At 75.3% G+C, this 17,231-nt stretch carries 13 protein-coding genes; 8 read left to right on the top strand and 5 right to left on the bottom strand.

Features of this window, described 5'->3' with window-relative positions; all coding sequences use genetic code 11:
* Positions 1 to 3: 3 nt before the first annotated feature.
* On the bottom strand, positions 4 to 2,310 hold the full coding sequence (gene pcrA, locus WCD58_RS13680; protein ID WP_337703906.1) for a DNA helicase PcrA: 2,307 nt from the start codon (positions 2,308 to 2,310) through the stop codon (positions 4 to 6).
* A 439-nt stretch (positions 2,311 to 2,749) separates the two neighbouring features.
* Here pcrA and WCD58_RS13675 point away from each other — a divergent pair, with 439 nt between their 5' ends.
* The 4 genes from WCD58_RS13675 (at position 2,750) to WCD58_RS13660 (ending at position 7,581) form a co-directional block, all read left to right on the top strand.
* Positions 2,750 to 3,106, top strand: a complete 357-nt coding sequence (locus tag WCD58_RS13675) for a chorismate mutase (protein WP_337703595.1) — start codon at positions 2,750 to 2,752, stop codon at positions 3,104 to 3,106.
* Positions 3,107 to 3,190: 84 nt separating this feature from the next.
* On the top strand, positions 3,191 to 3,508 hold the full coding sequence (locus tag WCD58_RS13670; protein ID WP_337703594.1) for a hypothetical protein: 318 nt from the start codon (positions 3,191 to 3,193) through the stop codon (positions 3,506 to 3,508).
* 259 nt (positions 3,509 to 3,767) lie between these two features.
* Complete coding sequence (locus WCD58_RS13665; protein WP_337703593.1) at positions 3,768 to 5,786, top strand: methyl-accepting chemotaxis protein; 2,019 nt, start codon at positions 3,768 to 3,770, stop codon at positions 5,784 to 5,786.
* Positions 5,787 to 5,874: 88 nt separating this feature from the next.
* On the top strand, positions 5,875 to 7,581 hold the full coding sequence (locus WCD58_RS13660) for a serine/threonine-protein kinase (protein WP_337703592.1): 1,707 nt from the start codon (positions 5,875 to 5,877) through the stop codon (positions 7,579 to 7,581).
* A 6-nt stretch (positions 7,582 to 7,587) separates the two neighbouring features.
* Here the strand turns inward: WCD58_RS13660 and WCD58_RS13655 are convergent, their stop codons facing one another.
* Entirely contained in the window at positions 7,588 to 8,268 is a 681-nt protein-coding gene (locus WCD58_RS13655; RefSeq protein WP_337703591.1) for a response regulator, read from the bottom strand.
* Complete coding sequence (locus WCD58_RS13650; RefSeq protein WP_337703590.1) at positions 8,265 to 9,629, bottom strand: ATP-binding protein; 1,365 nt, start codon at positions 9,627 to 9,629, stop codon at positions 8,265 to 8,267. The genes WCD58_RS13655 and WCD58_RS13650 overlap by 4 nt, the downstream gene beginning before the upstream one ends.
* 156 nt (positions 9,630 to 9,785) lie before the next feature.
* Here WCD58_RS13650 and WCD58_RS13645 point away from each other — a divergent pair, with 156 nt between their 5' ends.
* Positions 9,786 to 11,021: a PspC domain-containing protein gene (locus WCD58_RS13645; RefSeq protein ID WP_337703589.1), complete on the top strand. Its 1,236-nt coding sequence runs from the start codon at positions 9,786 to 9,788 to the stop codon at positions 11,019 to 11,021.
* The gene (locus tag WCD58_RS13640) at positions 11,014 to 11,277 is read left to right on the top strand and encodes a hypothetical protein (protein WP_337703588.1); all 264 of its coding nucleotides are present in this window, start codon (positions 11,014 to 11,016) and stop codon (positions 11,275 to 11,277) included. Before WCD58_RS13645 ends, WCD58_RS13640 begins: the two co-directional genes overlap by 8 nt.
* Positions 11,278 to 11,343: 66 nt before the next feature.
* On the opposite strand, the gene WCD58_RS13635 is transcribed toward WCD58_RS13640, so the two are convergent.
* On the bottom strand, positions 11,344 to 13,290 hold the full coding sequence (locus WCD58_RS13635) for a primary-amine oxidase (RefSeq protein WP_337703587.1): 1,947 nt from the start codon (positions 13,288 to 13,290) through the stop codon (positions 11,344 to 11,346).
* Positions 13,291 to 13,327: 37 nt separating this feature from the next.
* The gene (locus WCD58_RS13630) at positions 13,328 to 14,791 is read right to left on the bottom strand and encodes an APC family permease (protein WP_337703586.1); all 1,464 of its coding nucleotides are present in this window, start codon (positions 14,789 to 14,791) and stop codon (positions 13,328 to 13,330) included.
* A 279-nt stretch (positions 14,792 to 15,070) separates the two neighbouring features.
* Here WCD58_RS13630 and WCD58_RS13625 point away from each other — a divergent pair, with 279 nt between their 5' ends.
* Together WCD58_RS13625 and WCD58_RS13620 are read left to right on the top strand one after the other, a co-directional pair.
* Positions 15,071 to 16,492 (top strand): APC family permease, encoded by a 1,422-nt coding sequence (locus WCD58_RS13625; protein WP_337703905.1) that lies wholly within the window; start codon positions 15,071 to 15,073, stop codon positions 16,490 to 16,492.
* The gene (locus WCD58_RS13620; RefSeq protein ID WP_337703585.1) at positions 16,489 to 17,217 is read left to right on the top strand and encodes an IclR family transcriptional regulator; all 729 of its coding nucleotides are present in this window, start codon (positions 16,489 to 16,491) and stop codon (positions 17,215 to 17,217) included. The genes WCD58_RS13625 and WCD58_RS13620 overlap by 4 nt, the downstream gene beginning before the upstream one ends.
* The last annotated feature ends 14 nt before the right edge of the window (positions 17,218 to 17,231 follow it).

Genomic DNA, 17,231 nt, shown 5'->3' with positions numbered 1-17,231 from the left:
GGGCTACAGCTTCGTGAGCGGCACGCCGCCGATGAGCATGAGGCGCACGGTGCCCGAGGAGCCGAAGTCGATGGTGGCGGTGGCCCGGGAGCCGACGCCGTCGACGGTGACCACGGTGCCGAGGCCGTACTTGTCGTGACTGACGCGGTCGCCGACCTCGAGCGAGATGGTCGGCGCCTCCTTCCAGTCCGGGCGCATCGGCGACGGGCGCGAGGAGCGGCCCGACAGGTCGGTGCCGGGGCTCGCCCAGCGCCCGGAGCCGAACCGGGTGCGCCCGACCGGCGAGGAGCGCTCGGAGCTGGGCTCCACGCGGCGCCACTCCCACACGTCGGCGGGGACCTCGTCGAGGAACCGCGACGGCGGGTTGGCCTGCGGCTGCCCGAACGCCGAGCGCATCACCGCGCGCGAGAGGTACAGCCGCTTCTGCGCGCGGGTGATGCCGACGTAGGCCAGGCGGCGCTCCTCGGAGAGCTCCGCCGGGTCGGCCAGCGCGCGCGAGTGCGGGAAGACGCCGTCCTCCCACCCGGTGGCGAACACGACGGGGAACTCGAGGCCCTTCGCCGTGTGCAGCGTCATCAGGGTGACGACGCCGTCGCCGCCGTCGGGGATCGAGTCGGCGTCGGCCACCAGCGACACCCGCTCCAGGAACGCCTCGAGCGAGCCGGGCTCGGGCACGCCGTCCGTGCCCGCCGCCGGCGTCTCGTCGTCCCCCTCCAGCCCCTCCGCGTTCCGCGCGTCCTGCACGAACTCGCGGGCCACGCTGACGAGCTCCTGGAGGTTCTCCAGGCGCGACTGCTCCTGCGGGTCCTCCGAGCCCTCGAGCTCGGCGCGGTAGCCCGAGCGGTCGAGGATCGCCTCGAGCACCTCGTCGACCGGGGCGCCCTCGACGAGCAGGGCGGCGAGCCCGTCCATCATCTCGACGAAGTCGGCGATGTTGCGCTGCGAGCGGGTGGCGAGCCCGTGGACCTCGCCCGCGGCGGCGCGGCGCAGGGCGGCGGCGAAGGTGATGCGCTCGCGGTCGGCCGCGTCGGCGACCACCGATTCGGCGCGGTCGCCGATCCCGCGCTTCGGCACGTTGAGGATGCGGCGCAGCGAGACCGTGTCCTCGGGGTTGGACAGCACCTTGAGGTAGGCCATCGCGTCGCGGACCTCGCGGCGCTCGTAGAAGCGCACGCCCCCGACGATCTTGTAGGGCAGCCCGAGGCGGATGAACACGTCCTCGAACACCCGCGACTGACCGTTGGTGCGGTAGAACACCGCGACCTCGCCGAAGCGCACCTCGCCCGCGTCGACCAGCCGGTCGATCTCCGAGGCGACGAACGCGGCCTCGTCGTGCTCGTTGTCCGCGACGTAGCCGACGACCAGCTCGCCGTCGCCCGCGTCGGTCCACAGCCGCTTGTCGCGACGGTCGGCGTTGCGGCTGATGACGGCGTTGGCGGCGGTGAGGATGCGCTGGGTGGAGCGGTAGTTCTGCTCGAGCAGGATGGTGCGCGCCTCGGGGTAGTCGCGCTCGAACTCGACGATGTTGCGGATGGTCGCGCCGCGGAAGGCGTAGATCGACTGGTCGGCGTCGCCCACCACGCACAGCTCCGCCGGCTTCACCGAGCCGTCCTCGCTGCCCGCCGCCAGCGCCCGGACCAGCATGTACTGGGCGTGGTTGGTGTCCTGGTACTCGTCGACCAGGATGTGGCGGAAGCGGCGCCGGTAGTACTCCGCGACGTCCGGGAAGCGGGTCAGCAGGTCGACCGTGCGGCCGATGAGGTCGTCGAAGTCGAGCGAGTTCGACTGCTGCAGGCGCTGTTGGTAGACGGTGTAGACCTCGGCCGTGCGCTTCTCCGCCTCGGTGGTGGCGGCGTCGGCGGCCTCGACGGGCGAGACCAGCTCGTTCTTCCACGCCGAGATGCGCGCGAGCAGGCCCCGCGGCGAGTACTTCTTCGCGTCGAGGTCGAGCCCGCGGGCCACGGACGCGACGAGCCGCCGGGAGTCGTCGGCGTCGTAGATCGAGAACGTGGAGCTCAGCTCGAGGTGGCGGTACTCGCGGCGCAGGATGCGCACGCACATCGAGTGGAACGTCGACACCCACATCGCGTTCGCCCGGCGGCCCACCAGCGCGGCGACGCGCTCGCGCATCTCGGCGGCGGCCTTGTTGGTGAACGTGATGGCCATGACCTGGCCCGGCCCGACGTTCTGGTGGCGCATCTGCCAGGCGATCCGGTGGGTGAGCACCCGCGTCTTGCCCGACCCGGCGCCGGCGACGATGAGCAGCGGCGAGCCCGTGTGCATCACGGCCTCGCGCTGCGGCGGGTTCATGCCCTCGAGCAGCGGGTCGTCCGCCGGGTCGGGCCTGTCGGGGCCGCGGCGCAGTGCCCCGCCGGCCCCCGCGTCACCCCCGCCGGCGGCGGCCGCGGCGAGCCGACGGGACAGGGCCGACGCCGCCGAACGCGCAGGGGGACCCGACCCGGCGTCGGACGCGGCGGGACGGGTGGCGGGACCGGTGCTCATCGTCGGTCCACGCTACCGGGGCACTCCGACAGCGGGCGGTTGGCGCCGCGGGAGCGCGGTGGCATGATGTTCGTCGTGCACGCGCAGACCGTTCGATTTTTCTACGGGTACCGGCTCCCGGTGCCCGTGGACATCTGACGCGCCTGCCGCGCCCGACCCACGCCGCCCCGGAGTCCACGGACCCCGGGGCGTTCTCGTGTCCGAGGTCGACGAGGACCACCCGGACACACCCTGGAGGACGATCGACGTGAGTGCTGCGACCAGCGACTCCACCCCCGCCACCGCCACGTCCACCGACGCGGAGGACGACCCCGCGCCGGCCCCGGCGCTCACGCCCGCGAGCGCCGACGAGATCCCCGCGCTGCGCGAGGAGATCGACAGCATCGACGCGGAGATCCTGCGGCTGATCCAGCGCCGGACCGAGATCTCCCAGCGGATCGGCCTGGCGCGCATGGCCGCCGGCGGCCCGCGGATCGTCTACAACCGCGAGATGCAGGTGCTCGCCCGCTTCCGCGACCTCGGCGCCGAGGGCCGCGAGCTCGGCATGCTGCTCCTGCGCCTCGGCCGGGGCCGGCTCGGCGGGCGCGCCGGCCGCAGCAGCTGAGCGGACCACCCTGAGGGGCGACCCCGAGCAACACCGGGGTCGCCGTGAGCACCGACCACACGCCGGTGGTGGCACGCTGGTGTCATGGGAACGGTCATCGACCTGATCGCCACGATCGTCACGGTGCTCAGCCTGCTCGCCGCCGTCGGCTACGGCGGCTATCTCCTCATGATCTCGTCGGTGGCCTCGAAGCGCCCGGGGGCCTCGCATCTCGCGACCGACGCGCGCAAGCGGCTGCCGGCCGCGGGCGGGCTCGCCCTGGGCGCCCTCGTCGCACTGCTCCTCACGGGTGGTGGCATCCCGCTGGACGTCATCGGGCTGCTGGTCGGCGGCGGGGTGGGCCTCGTCGCGACGAACCAGCTCCAGAGCGCCCGCAAGCGCCTCGCCGCACCCCCGCACTGACCGTTCCTGAGCCGGACGGTCAGCGCGTCGCGCCCGGCGGTGCATGACGCGTCGCCTGTCCCGTGAACGAAGCGCGGCGTTCTGTCGATCTCGACGATTCGCCCGCTGAGCGACCACACCCGAACGATGGTCACTCGTCCCCCGGACGACCTCTCCCCCGTCCGGTGTCGCCGGAGTAGCTATTCCCTTACGCGGAGTGGAGACGACGTCACCGGTCGGGGACACCGGACGCAGCGGACGGACGAGGAGCACGGACGAGATGAGCGAGCGTGAGGGGCGGCACGCGTGGTTCGACGACCCGGGAGAGGTCACCGGCACCTTGCTCGTCCCGCCGACCGTTCCACCGCCCGCGCTCCCGGCCGACGTCGACCCGGAGGGCGTCGAGTCGGCGGTGACCCCCGGCGCCGAGGTCACCGGTGAGAACTGGATCGAGCTCGTCCCCGCGCCCCGGCGTCCGGCCGACGACCAGCAGCTCGCCGACGCCCCGGCGCAGGAGGAGTCCCGGCACACCGCCGGCATCCCGGTCGTCGAGATCCTCGCCCGGCTGACCGGCCCGCAACCGGCCGTGACGGCCGTGACGGTGGTGACGACGGACGACGCCGAGGCGCCGGTCGAGGAAGCCGCCGGGGAGACCGCCGACGACCCGGCCGACGACACCGACCTCGCCGAGGCCCTCGCGTTCGCCGCCGCGCTCGAGGCCGTCGAGGCGCGCGAGCCGCGGCGCACCGCCGCCACCCGGGCCCCGCGCCCGCCCCGCGCCGCGCCGGTACGCCCGACGCCCACCCCCGGCCGGTCGGCGCGCCGGCGCACCAACCCGTTCCGTCTCGGGCGGGGCCGCGCGCTCGGCGCGAGCACGGGCGCGTTCCTGGTCGCGGGCACCATCGCGAGCCTGGCGGGCATGCCGCTGCCGGGCCTGCCCATCGAAGACGTGCCCTACCCGGGCGACCCGCGGGCCCTCCCGCCCGGCGTCGCGGCGGTCCCCGGCCTCCCCGGGGCACCGGGCTCGGTGCTCGGCACCACCGGCGTCGGCGTCCCCGGCGGCGTCGCGCTCAGCGCCTCGGTCAGCGACCTCGGCCTCGGAGGCCTCGGCGGCAACGGCGGCCTCGGCAACGGCGACGCGGCGGGCCGGGGCGGCCCCCTCGCCGGCTCCGCAGGCGGCGCGCTCCCCGGCGCGGCGGCACCGGGCGCGGGTGCGCCCGGTGCCGCCGGCGGGGGCGGTGGAGGCGGCGTCGTGCCGCCCGCCGCCCCGAGCGGCGGCGGGTTCCCCGGTGGCGGCGGCGGCGGCAACCCGGGCGGTGGAGGCGGCCCCGGCGGCGGTGGCGGCGGTGGCGGCGCCGGCGTGATCCCCGGCGTCATCGGCGGGGTCGGCGGCACCGTCGGCAACGTCGGCTCCGGCCTCGGCACCACCGTGGGCGGCGTGGGCACCACCGTCGGCGGGCTCACCGGCGGTCTCGGCACCACCGTCACGAACGCCGGGAACGGCCTGGGCACCACGGTCACCGGCGTCGGCACCACCGTCGACGGGCTCGCGGGCGGGCTCGGGACCACCGTGGACGGGCTGGTCGGCGGCCTCGGGACCATCGGGAACAACCCCTCGGCCCGGTCGAACCCCAGTCTCGTCGGCGGCGTCGGCCACCTCGTCGGCGACACGACCACCGGGGTCGCCGCGGTCCTGCCCGGACCGCTCGGCGTCCCCGTCGAGGCCCTCGGCACCACGGTCGACACCACGGTCGGGACCGTCCAGCACCAGGTGGTCGCGCCGCTCGCGAACACCACCTCGGGCCTGCTGCAGAACACGGGGCAGACGCTCGGGACCACCCTGCGCAGCACCACCCACGAGGTCGTCCAGCCGGCCACCGGCACGGTCACCGGCGCCGTCCGTGACACCGGCGAGACCACCGGCACCACCCTGCGGAACACCGCCCACGAGGTCGTCGAGCCCGCCACCGGCACCGTCACTGGCGCCGTCCGCGACACCGGCCGCACCGCCGGGGACGCCCTCGACGACGTCCCCGCGGTCGGCCGCACGACCTCCCGGGCCGTGGAGGACACCACGGACCGGGTGAGCGACGGCGTCGACGACACCGTCGACTCCGTCTCGGACACGGTCGACGACACCAGCGACGCCGTGGAGGACACGACGGACTCGGTGAGCGACACCGTGGACGACACCGTCGACTCTGTCTCGGACACGGTCGACGACACGAGCGACGCGGTGGAGGACACCACCGACGCCCTGGGTGACACCGTGGGTGGCCTTCTCGGCGGGGACGACTGACCGGCGTGCCCGGGCCACGGGCGCGTGGTCGTCACCCGGTCGGGACCTCTACTGTGACCCTCGTGGACACACCGACGGGGAGCGGCCTGTGAGCTCTCCCCGCGTGGTCGCCGGGCGGTATCGCCTCGAGGAGCGCATCGGCTCCGGGGCGATGGGCGTGGTGTGGCGCGGGACCGACGAGCGTCTCGGCCGCGTCGTCGCGGTCAAGCAGGTGTTCCTGCACGCGGGCCTGGACGACCGGGAGGCCGAGGAGGTCCGGCAGCGCACCCTGCGCGAGGGCCGGATCGCCGCGCGCCTGCAGCACCCGCACGCGATCTCGGTGTTCGACGCGTCCATCGAAGGCGACGAACCGTGGCTCGTCATGGAGTACCTGCCCTCGCGCAGCCTCGCCGCCGTGCTCGGCGAGCAGGGCACGCTCGAGCCGCGCACGGTGGCGCGCATCGGACGCCAGGTCGCCGACGCGCTCGACGCCGCCCACCAGGCCGGGATCGTGCACCGCGACGTCAAGCCGGGGAACGTGCTGCTGGGCGCCGACGGCACCGTCAAGATCACCGACTTCGGCATCTCGCGCGCGACCGGCGACCTCACGCTGACCCGCACCGGGATGCTCGCCGGCACGCCCGCCTACCTCGCCCCCGAGGTCGCGCGCGGCGACGACTCGACCTCCGCGTCGGACGTCTTCTCCCTGGGCGCCACCCTCTACGCGGCCGTCGAGGGCGTGCCCCCGTTCGGCGCCGACGACAACGCGCTGGCCCTGCTGCACTCGGTGGCCGCCGGCAAGGTCGTGCCGCCGTCGCAGGCCGGCCCGCTCACGGCGCTGCTCATGCGGCTGCTGCGCGACGACCCCGCCGAGCGCCCGACCGCCGCCCAGGCCCGCATGGAGCTGGGGCGCATCGCGCACGCCGGCGGCCGCGCCGAGCCGCCGCTGTCCGACCTGGTCCCGCTCGGCGCCGCCGCCCCGGGCTCCTCGCCGTCGGTCCCCGAGGCCCGCCACTCCTCCGATCCGTGGATGCCGGGCCCCGGCGGCCCCGGGTCCGGCTCCGGATCCGGCGGACCCGGCCCGGCCGGCCCCCCGACCCGCCAGGGCATGCCCGCCCCGGACGTCGCCCCGCGGTCGCGGTCGCGCCGCCGGCCGACCACCGCGATCGTCGTGCTGGTCCTGCTCGTCGCGCTCGCCGCCGGCGGCGTCGTCGGTGTCGCGCTGCTGTCGTCGTCGAGCACGGACTCGAACGGGGCGAGCGTCGCGGCGCCCGGCGGCGCCACCCAGGATCCGCAGGCCGCCATGGTGGCCGCGGTCCGCGACTACTACGGCGTCGTCACCGGCAACGAGGCCGCCGGGTGGGCGCGCCTCGGCCCCAACCTGCAGTCGCAGGCCGGCGGCTTCGAGCGCTACGAGGCGTTCTGGACGACGATCGCGTCGGTGCAGGTCGTCGACGCGAGCGCCCTGGACGCCGACACCGTCCGGGCCACCCTCGACTTCGTGCCCGAGGGCCGCGAGCGCATCCGCGAGGTGCACGAGCTCGGCATGGTCCGCGGCGCCGACGGCCGCTGGCTGATCGACACCGACGAGAGCGTCGACGGGGCCAGCCCGCGCGCCGCCTCGACGGGCCTGCGCCTCGACCCCCCGCTCGCGGAGGCGGCCCCGACGACGTCGGCGGCACCGTCACCCGCGGCCGACGACCACCACTCCGGGTCGGGCGGCGAGGACGACCACGGCGACGACGACCACGGCGGCGACGACAGCTCCGGACACGGCTCCGGGCACGGCGGCGACGACCACTCCGACGACGGCTGAGCCCCCTCAGACGAGCCGGCGGTCGCTCGCCCAGCGCGAGAGCTCGTGGCGGTTGGACGACTGGGTCTTGCGCAGCACGCTCGACACGTGGGTCTCCACGGTCTTCACCGAGATGACGAGCTCGGCGGCGATCTCCTTGTACGACCAGCCCCGCGCCAGCAGGCGCAGGACGTCGCGCTCGCGGCGGGTCAGCTGGTCGAGCTCGGGGTCGACGACGCCCGTCGCGCCGGGACGGTCGGCGAACGCGTCGAGCACGAACCCGGCCAGCCGCGGCGAGAAGACGGCGTCGCCGGCCCGCACGCGCACGACGGCGTCGGCGAGCTCGCGACCGGAGATCGTCTTGGTGACGTAGCCCCGCGCGCCCGCCCGGATCACCGAGATGACGTCCTCGGCGGCGTCGGACACCGACAGCGCGAGGAACACGACCTCCGGGTGGTCGGGGCGCGTGCGGGTGAGCACCGCGGCCCCGCCGCCGTCGGGCATGTGCACGTCGAGCAGCACGACGTCGGGCTTGCGGTGGCCGATGACGGCGACGGCCTCGTCCACCGACCCGGCCTCCCCGACGACGCTGACCGTGCGCCGGGCCAGCGACTCGAGCTCGGCGCGCACCCCGCGCCGGAAGAGCGCGTGGTCGTCGACGAGGACGACGGTGACGGGCTCCTCGGTCTCGGTGGACGGCTCGGTCATCGCGTCTCCTCGGTGACGGGCGTGGCGGGCGTGACGGGGGTGGCGGCGCGGCGGCTGCGGGGCAGCACGAGGCCGACCTCGGTGCCCTCGCCGGGCGTGGTGCGCAGCTGCACGCGGCCGCCGTGGCGGGTCATGCGGTCGCGGACCGAGCCCGCGAGGCCGCGGCGGTCCTCCGGGACGGCGTCGGGGTCGAAACCGCGGCCGCGGTCGCGCACGTAGACCTCGACCACGTCGGGCTCGACCTCCACGTAGACGTCGATCTCGTCGACGCCGGCGTGCTTGGCGGCGTTCACCATCGCCTCGCGGGCGGCCGCGACGAGCGCCGTGGTGTTCGGGTCGAGATCGGCGTCGCCGACGACGACCGGCGCCACCCGGACCCCGTAGTCGTCCTCGACCTCGCCGGCGGCGCTCGCGAGCGCGGCGGCCAGCGTCGCGTCGGTCGACCCCGCGGGGCGCCCGGCGTCGCCGCCCGGGGGGCCGTAGAGCCACGCCCGCAGTTCGCGCTCCTGGCTGCGGGCGAGCCGGCGGACCTCGCGGCCCGCGGTGTCCTCGCCGGCCTGCTTCTGGATCAGCGCCAGGGTCTGGAGCACCGAGTCGTGCAGGTGCGCCGCGATGTCCGCGCGCTCCTGGCCCCGGATGCGCTCGCGGCGCTCGGTGCCGAGCTCGCGGACCAGGCGCATCCACCACGGCACCGTGATGACGACGACGCCGGCCAGCGTCGCGAGCGCGGCGAGAACGCCGAACTGGACCTGCCCGACGTCGACGTTGCCGAGCAGGAACACCGCGATGCCCATGGTCACGAGCAGCGCGCCGGCGAGCAGGCGCAGCAGCCCGAGCCGGCGCCCGACCAGCCAGCGCGACCGCCAGCCGGTTTCGCCGACGACGGGCGAGCCGCCGGTGTCGGCCTCGCGCCACACCAGCGCCACGCCGAGCACGACCACCGCCAGCGGCCCGATCACCCAGCCGGAGAGCTGGCCGCCGAGGCCGGAGAGCAGGAACGCGAGCAGCACGCCGAGCGTCGCGAGCCCGAAGCCCTGGCGGCGCTCGCGGGGCGACACCTCGCGCTCGACACCGCGGGGCTCGATCGGGCAGAACAGCCACAGCGCGGCGTAGGCGGCGAAGCCCGCGCCGGCGGCCGCGACGAGCAGCACGAACACCAGGCGCACGCGCAGGACGTCGACGCCGAGGTGGTCGGCCACCCCGCCGCTGACGCCCGCGATCACCGCGCCCCGGCGCCGGCGGCGGATGCGCGCGATCGCCGGCGCCCGCGGGCGGGTCGGCGGCTCCGCCGGGACAGGGGTCTCCCCGGACACCGGCGGGGTGCCGGTGCGCAGGGTCGTCGCCTCGTCCACGTCGACCATCGTCACACGTCGCCGACCCCCGGTGGGCCGGTCGCGACCCCCGAGGTCCTCGGGGTCGTCTCGGGGGCAGGACCGGGGTGGCTCCCGGATTCCGGGGGGCGGTCGCTGCCGCAGTGTCGGTACCCGGATCGACCGGAGCGAGGAGGATGAGCTGCGATGAGCAGTCCGGGGAGCAGTCCGGGGCCGGCGTCACGGGCGCCGGCGGGGGCCGACGTCGGCGCGACCCTGCGCGAGATGTGGGAGACGCGACCCGCGCGTCTCAAGGAGGACCGCAAGATCGGCGGCGTGGCCGCCGCGATCGCGCGGCGCTACGCGATCGACCCGACGCTGGTGCGGGTCGCGTTCGTCGTCTCGGCGTTCTACGGCTTCGGCCTGCTCGTCTACCTGGCCGGCATGCTGGTGCTGCCGCGGGTGGACGCGCAGGGGCGCCGCGAGACGCCGGTGTGGGCGATCGTCATCGGCACGCTGCTCGGTGTCGTCGCCGTCGTCGGGGCCTTCTCCGGCGACCTCGGCACGGTCATCGGGGTCGTCACGGTGCTGGCGCTGGTGTACGCGCTGCACCGCAGCCGCGGGCACCTGCGCGACCCGCAGCGCCCCGTCGTCACGGGCGACGCCACCCCCGCCGACGGCACGGAGACGACGGCCACCGCGCAGCCGCCGTCGTGGGATCCGCTCGGTGCCGCGCCGTTCGCGTGGGACCTGCCCGAGCCGGCCGCCCCGCCCGAGCCGAAGCCGCCGCGCTCGAAGCTCGCGCCGGTCACCCTCGCCGCCGCGCTCGTCGCCGCCGCGCTGGTCGCGGGGCTCGGCCTGCTCGGCGTCGTGCCGCTGGGCGCGACGGCCGTCGTCGGCACCGCGCTGGCCGTGGTGGGCGCCGGGCTCGTCGTCGGCGCCTTCCGGCGCCAGGGCCGCAGCCTCATCGTGGCCGCGGTGCCGCTCGCGCTGGTGGTGGTGGCCGCCGCCAACGGGGGCGGCGACGGTCGCGGCGGCGCACCCTGGGGTGACGGGGCACCGTGGGGCGACGGCGCCCCGTGGGACCAGCGCCCGGGGACGGTCCAGACCCTCGGCGACGCGCAGTGGCGGCCCGCCGTCGCGACCGCGGTGGCGCCCGCCTACGAGACGGCCTACGGCGACGCGGAGCTCGACCTGCGCGGCCTCGTCGCCGGCGCGGCCCCGGTGCGCACGCAGGTCCAGAGCGGGGCCGGCGACGTCACGGTGATCGTGCCGCAGAACGCCGACGTGACCGCGAGCTGCGAGTCCGGGGGCGGCGACGCCGACTGCCTCGGCGCCGGTGCCGGCCCCGTCACCGACCTCGGCCCGGACGGACCGGGCGGGCCCGTGATCGACCTGCAGGCCGTCAGCGGTGGCGGAGACGTGGAGGTGCGCCGTGGATGACAAGACCCCCGACCAGCCGTACACGATCCACCAGGACGTGGACGTGATCGAGGACGAGCGGACCGGGACCGCCCCGGCGCCACGCTCCGGGCCCGACCCGCTGGCCCTCGTGTCCGGGCTGACCGCGATCGTCATCGCGGTCCTCGCCCTCACCGGCGCCCTCGCGAGCGTCGACCCGCGCTGGGTGCTCGTCATCGGCGCGGTCGGCGTCGGCACCGCGGTGCTCTGGATGACCCTGCGGGGCCGGCGCACCTGACCCCGGCGGCAACGATTACTGGCTGGTATCGCTCGCCCACCGAGCGATACCAGCCAGTAACACGTCCTAGCTGTGGCAGTGCCCGTTCGACGACGGGGGCACGTCCAGCGTGGGGTTGCGGTCGAAGAACCCGACGGGCATCAGCCGGAAGCCGGCGTAGTCGACGGGCATGATCGGCCAGTCCTCGGGGCGCGGCACGTGCGTGAGCCCGAAGGTGTGCCAGAGGACGACGTCGGCGCCCTGCCCGCCCTCGTCGAGGGACCGGTCGGCCGCGATCCAGGACGGGAGGCCCGCCCCGCCCTCGTGCTGGTTGACGAAGTCGCCGGCGGGATAGCGCTCGTCGGCGTCGTAGGCGGTGACCCACAGGTGACGGGTCGCGAAGGCCGCGCGGCCCGCGATCACCGACGAGGAGTCCGCGATGAGCGTCGGGCGCCCCTCGGCCTGCAGCGCGTACGCCACCGGCTTCCCGAACCGGTTGGTCGAGCCCGGGTTCACGATCTGCCAGTTCCGGGAGGTGCCGGGGCTCGCCGTGCGGCCCGCCTCGGACTCGCGGGCCAGCCGCGTGCGCGACTCGGTGAACGCGTTGCCCCAGGGGTTGGCGTCGGAGATCGGCGCGGCGACGGCCTCGACCTCCTCGACGGCGTTGGCGGTGCCGTCGACCATCATGTCCAGCCGCGCCGAGAACAGGTGCTGGTGGTACGGCAGCCCCAGCCCGGGGGCGGCCTCGGTGGCGTACGGGTGCTCGCCGTCGGGCATGCCCGAGGTGAACGGGATGCCCGTCAGCTTCGACTCGCACTCGATCGTGCCGTCGAGGTAGAGGTACCAGTAGAACCCGTAGTCGTAGTTGCCGATGGTGGTGAAGAACGAGATCACCATGCGGCGCTGGCGGCGGGTCTCCTGCGCGTTGGTGAACAGGTCGAAGTGCTTCCAGAGGACGCCGTAGTCCTCCTCGTGCAGGCAGATCGCGTTGGTGATGGTGCGCGGCGAGCCGTCGTCGTCGGCCACCGTGACGTCCATGTAGTGGATCTCGCCGAGGCAGTCGCAGCCGAGCTCGAGGGAGTTGGCGTAGCGGGCGAACATGTACTCGCCGCAGTCGAAGTAGTTCTGCCAGAAGCGCACCGGCGACGGGTCGGCGTAGGGCACGACCATCTCGGCGATCGACGCCCGGTAGATCACGGGGCGGCCGTGGATGCCGATCTGGTGCAGGGTCAGGCCCTCGCGCTCGTTGAACCCGACGCGCAGGTCCCACCCCTCCCAGCGGACGCGGTTGCCCTCGACGACGAAGCTGACGCCCTCGGGCTGCGTGATCTCGATGGGCTTGAGCGTGGTGCGCTGCGGCCCGACCTGCTCGGGGTCGTCGAAGTTGCCCGGCTCGTCGGGCACCGGGATCACCGCGTGGTCGATCACCCGCGTGACCTCGCGGCGGGTGAGGTCGACGTAGGCGACGACGCCGTCCACGGGGTGGGCCCAGGGCGAGTCCTTCTCGTGGTCCTGGCGGAAGCCGAGCACCCGCGCCATGCGGTGGCCGGTCTCCTCCGGGTAGTACGCGCCCGCCGAGAGCGGCACGGCCCGCACCGTCGCGGGGTCGATCCCGCGCCGGCGCAGCGCGTCGCACCACTCGGTGGAGCCGTTGACGATCTCCTCCATGATCTCGAACTCGGAGTCGATGATCGGCAGCTGGCCGCTGGTGGCCGGGTCGAGCTCGACCGCCGAGTCGATCTCGCGGCGCGAGGCCGAGACGACGACGTCCTTCGACGGGGCCCCGCTCATGTCGAGCAGCAGGACGCGGAAGCGCCGGTCGACGCGGTCGCCGTCGGTGTGCGCGAGGACCTCGGCCTTGGCGGGCTCCTCGAGGCCGGCGAAGCAGTAGCGCACGGAGTCGCCGAGCATCCCGGCGTCCGCGAGCACCTCGCGCACGGCGGTGAACTCGCCGGGCGTGGGCAGGTCGAGCGGGTGGGACGCGGCGGCGCCGGGGTCGACGTCGGTGGACGTGGTGGGTGCCGTGGCGGTCACGGTCGATCCTCTCTGTGTGCGGGGCCCGAGGGGCCGGTCAGGCGTTCTCGCGCGGCGTGTCCTCGCGGACCTCGCCGGGCGTCGTCGCGGTCAGGGGCTCGGTCGGGCGCCGGACGAGGGCGACGACCACCCCGGCGACGAACACGACGACGAGCACGGCCCCGATGGCGAGGGCGAGCCCGGTCGAGCCGCCGATGAGCGTCGGGAAGTTGCGGATGGTCAGCGCGAGGCAGACGAGCAGGCCCACAAGGCCCAAAGCCGGCGCGATGCGGGTGTGCCACACGCGCCGGTCGACGCGGCTGCGGGCGAAGAAGGCGAGCACGGCGACGCAGGTCAGCACCATCAGCAGGAGGATGCCGAGCGTCGCGGTGCCGGCCATCCAGGCGAAGACCTGGGCGACCGGGTCGAGCCCGGCGACGGCGAACACGATGACGAGCGCCGCCGCGAGGATCGTCTGCGTCAGCGACGCGACGTGCGGCGAGCCGTGACGGGCGTGGGTGCGGGCCACCGCACCGGGGAACGCGCCGTGGCCGCCGAGGGCGTACCAGTAGCGCGCGGCGACGTTGTGGAACGCGAGGATCGCGGCGAACAGGCTGGTGACCAGCAGGATCGTCACGATGAGCCCGCCGGCCGGGCCGAGCCAGTTCTCGAAGGTCGTGAGCAGGAACGTGGCGGGGTTCGCGCCGGACTCGGCGACGGCGGCCACGTCGCCCCAGGCGGAGACGATCGCCCAGGTCGACACCGCGTAGAAGACGCCGACGACGACGAGCGCGAGGTAGGTGGCGCGCGGGATGGTGCGCTGCGGGTCGCGCGCCTCGTCGCGGAACACCGCCGTGGCCTCGAAGCCGATGAAGCTCGCGATCGCGAACATGATCGCGATGCCGACCTCGCCGCTGACGATCTGCACGGGGTCGAACAGCGCGGTCGACAGCCCCTCCGGGCCGCCGCCGCCGGCGACGACCACGACGTCGAGGACCAGCACGATCGCGATCTCGGCGAGCAGCAGCACCCCGAGCACGCGGCTGGAGAGCTCGATGTGGCGGTAGCCGAGGACGCCGACGATCGCGACGACCGCGAGCGTCCACACCCACCACGGCACGCTGGGGCCGCCCAGGCTCGCGACGAGCTCGTCGATCGCCGCGCCGATGTAGCCGTAGACCGCGGCCTGGACCGCGGTGTACGTGGCGAGGGCGAGGAACGCGGCACCGAGCCCGAGGGGGCGGCCCAGGCCGTGGCGGATGTAGGTGAAGAAGGCGCCCGCGTCGGGGACGTGCGGGCTCATCGCGCAGAAGCCGACCGCGAACAGCAGGAGCACGGCGGCGCACAGCACGAACGTGGCGGGGAACGCGGCGCCGTTCCCGGCGCCGACGCCCAGCGGGATGGTGCCGGCGATGACGGTCAGCGGCGCGGCGGCCGCGATGACCATGAAGACGATGGAGCCCACCCCGAGGGTGCCGGACAGACGTGACGCCGGCGGGGCGGATTCGGCCGGTGCGGCCATGGCGACTCCCGGGAAATGGTGGACGGGGACCGAGGAGAATGTCGCGGGTCACGTTTGCGGAGCCGTTCCCGCGGGGTCAACCCCTCGTTGAGCTGCACGGGGCAGAATGAGATCCGCGCTCTCAGTTGGTCGCGGCACGCCCCGGACGATTCTCCGAACGGAGAACGGGGCGACATTTCTCCGGGTCGAACGAGAATGCACCGTGTCCGATTCTCGTTCGGCGTGGCGCGGCCCTTCGCTCGCGACGTCCGGGGCTCTACGGTGTCGCTCGTGCCAGGCATGTCGCGGATTCCCGGGCTGCGGACGCGCTCGCCCGTCGCCGGCCTGCACCGCCGCGCGCTGCGCCCGCTCGGGGTGTTCGCGCAGTCGGTCGCGACCACCGCCCCGGCCGGCGCGATGGCCTCGACGCCGCTGCTCGTCATCGCCGTCGCCGGCCGCGGCGCGCCGTGGTCGTTCGCGATCGCCGGGGTCGTCGTCGGCCTGGTCGCCGCGTGCATCACCGCGTTCGCGCGGCGGATGGCGGCGGCCGGCGGGCTGTACAGCTTCACCGCCAAGGGCCTCGGCGCCGGCGGGGCGTACGCGTGCGCGGTGGCGATGATCGTCGGCTACGGGGTGCTCGTCGCCGTCGCGCTCGCCGGGGCGTCCTGGTACGGCGGGGCGCTGGTGGCGCGGCTGGTGTCGGGGAGCTCCACGGTCGCGTCCGGGGCGGGCGTCGTCCTCGTCGTCGTCCTCGCGGTCACGGCGGCGGTGTGCGCGATCCGCGGCGTGCGCCTGGCCGGGCGGGTGATGCTGGTGATCGAGGCCGCGTCGATCGGCCTGATCCTGCTGGTGCTCGTCGCCCTCGCGCTGACGACCGCGCCGACCGTGCCGGCGCTGCCGGTCGGCGGCGGTGCCGGCGGCATCGCGGTGGGCGTGCTCCCGGCGCTGGCCGCGTTCATCGGGTTCGACAGCGCCGCCTCGCTCGGCGTGGAGGCGCGGCGGCCGTTCGCGTCGGTGCCGCGCGCGATCGTCGCCACGGCGGCGGTCACCGCGGTGCTCTACCTCGTCGCGACCCTCGTCGTCCTGGCTGCGCCCGGCGCGACCGAGGGGGCGACGAGCCCGCCGACGGGGGCGCCGTCCGAGGACCTCAGCTGGGCCTCGGTGCTCATGGACCTCGGCATCGTCGCCTCGTTCGGCGCGTGCGCGCTGGCGGCGCTGAACACGCTGGTGCGCGTGCTGTTCTCGCTGGCCCGCGAGGGCGTGGCGCCGGCGGTGCTGGGGCGGACGCACCGTCGCCACCTCACGCCCGCGGTGGCCGTGACGGTCTCCGTGCCGGTGCTGGCGGCGATCGTGGTGGTCGGCACGCTCGCCGGGGTGCCGCCCGCGACGGTGTTCGGTGCGCTGGTGTCCGTCGCGACCCTGGGCTTCCTCGCGGCCTACCTGCTCGTCTGCGTCGCCGCGCCCCGCTTCCTCGCCCGGATCGGCGAGCTCACCCGCGGGATCGTGGTGGCCGCGGTGCTCGCGTCCGCGGCGCTCGTCGCCATCGTCGTCGTGGTCCTGGTGCACGCGGGCACCGGGCTGCTGATCACCGTGGCCGCGCTCGTCGCCGTCGGGGTCGGCGGGTGGTTCGTGCTCCGCCGGCGCCGCGGCGCCGCCCTGCGCGCGATGGGCGTGTACGACGAGACGACCACCGCCGACGTGCTGACCGCCGGTCCGCGGTGACCTCGCCGATCAGCGGTCGCCAGCCCCAGGCGGTGCGCAGCGCGCTGCTCATCCTCGAGGAGGTCGCGGCCGCGGGCGTCGGGATCACGGCCAAGGAGATCTCGACGGCGCTGCGCATCCCGCCGGCGACGACCTACCGGCTGCTCAACCTGCTCGTCGCCGAGGAGTACCTCGTGCGCCTGCCCGACCTCGGCGGCTTCGCCCTGGGCCGGCGCAGCGCGAACCTCGCCCCGCTCCCGCTCGCGACACCCACGGCCGCGCGGACGGTGATGCGCCGCCTGCGCGAACGCGTGCGGTGGGGCGCGCACCTCGTCGCGTTCGACCGCCACCGCCTGCAGTTCCTCGACCCGGACCCCGACCACCCCCCGACCGACGCCGACGAGCTCTCCCGCCACCTGCACGCGAGCGGTCTCGGGCGCCTCCTGCTCGCCGAGCACGACCTCCCCGACGGCCCCCTGACCCGCCTGACCCCGCACACGACCGTCGACCGGGAGCGCCTGCGCGCGGCGCTCGCCGAGGTGCGCGAGTCCGGCGTCGCGCGCCAGTGCGGGGAGTTCCACGCGGCCCTCGGCTGCCTCGCCGTCGCCATCCGCGCGCCGGGCGACGGGCGCCTGGTCGCGGGCCTGGCCCTCACCGGCCCCGCCGACCGCGTCGCGGACCCGAACGCCGAACTGATCGACCTCCTCCGCGACCACGCCTCCGAGCTCGCCCCGCTCCTGGCGTAGCCGCCCCCGGGATA

Source organism: Actinomycetospora flava (assembly GCF_037400335.1).
Taxonomy (GTDB): Bacteria; Actinomycetota; Actinomycetes; order Mycobacteriales; family Pseudonocardiaceae; genus Actinomycetospora; species Actinomycetospora flava.
The sequence above is the reverse complement of the archived record's forward strand: the minus strand, read 5'-3'. Positions and strand labels throughout refer to the sequence as shown.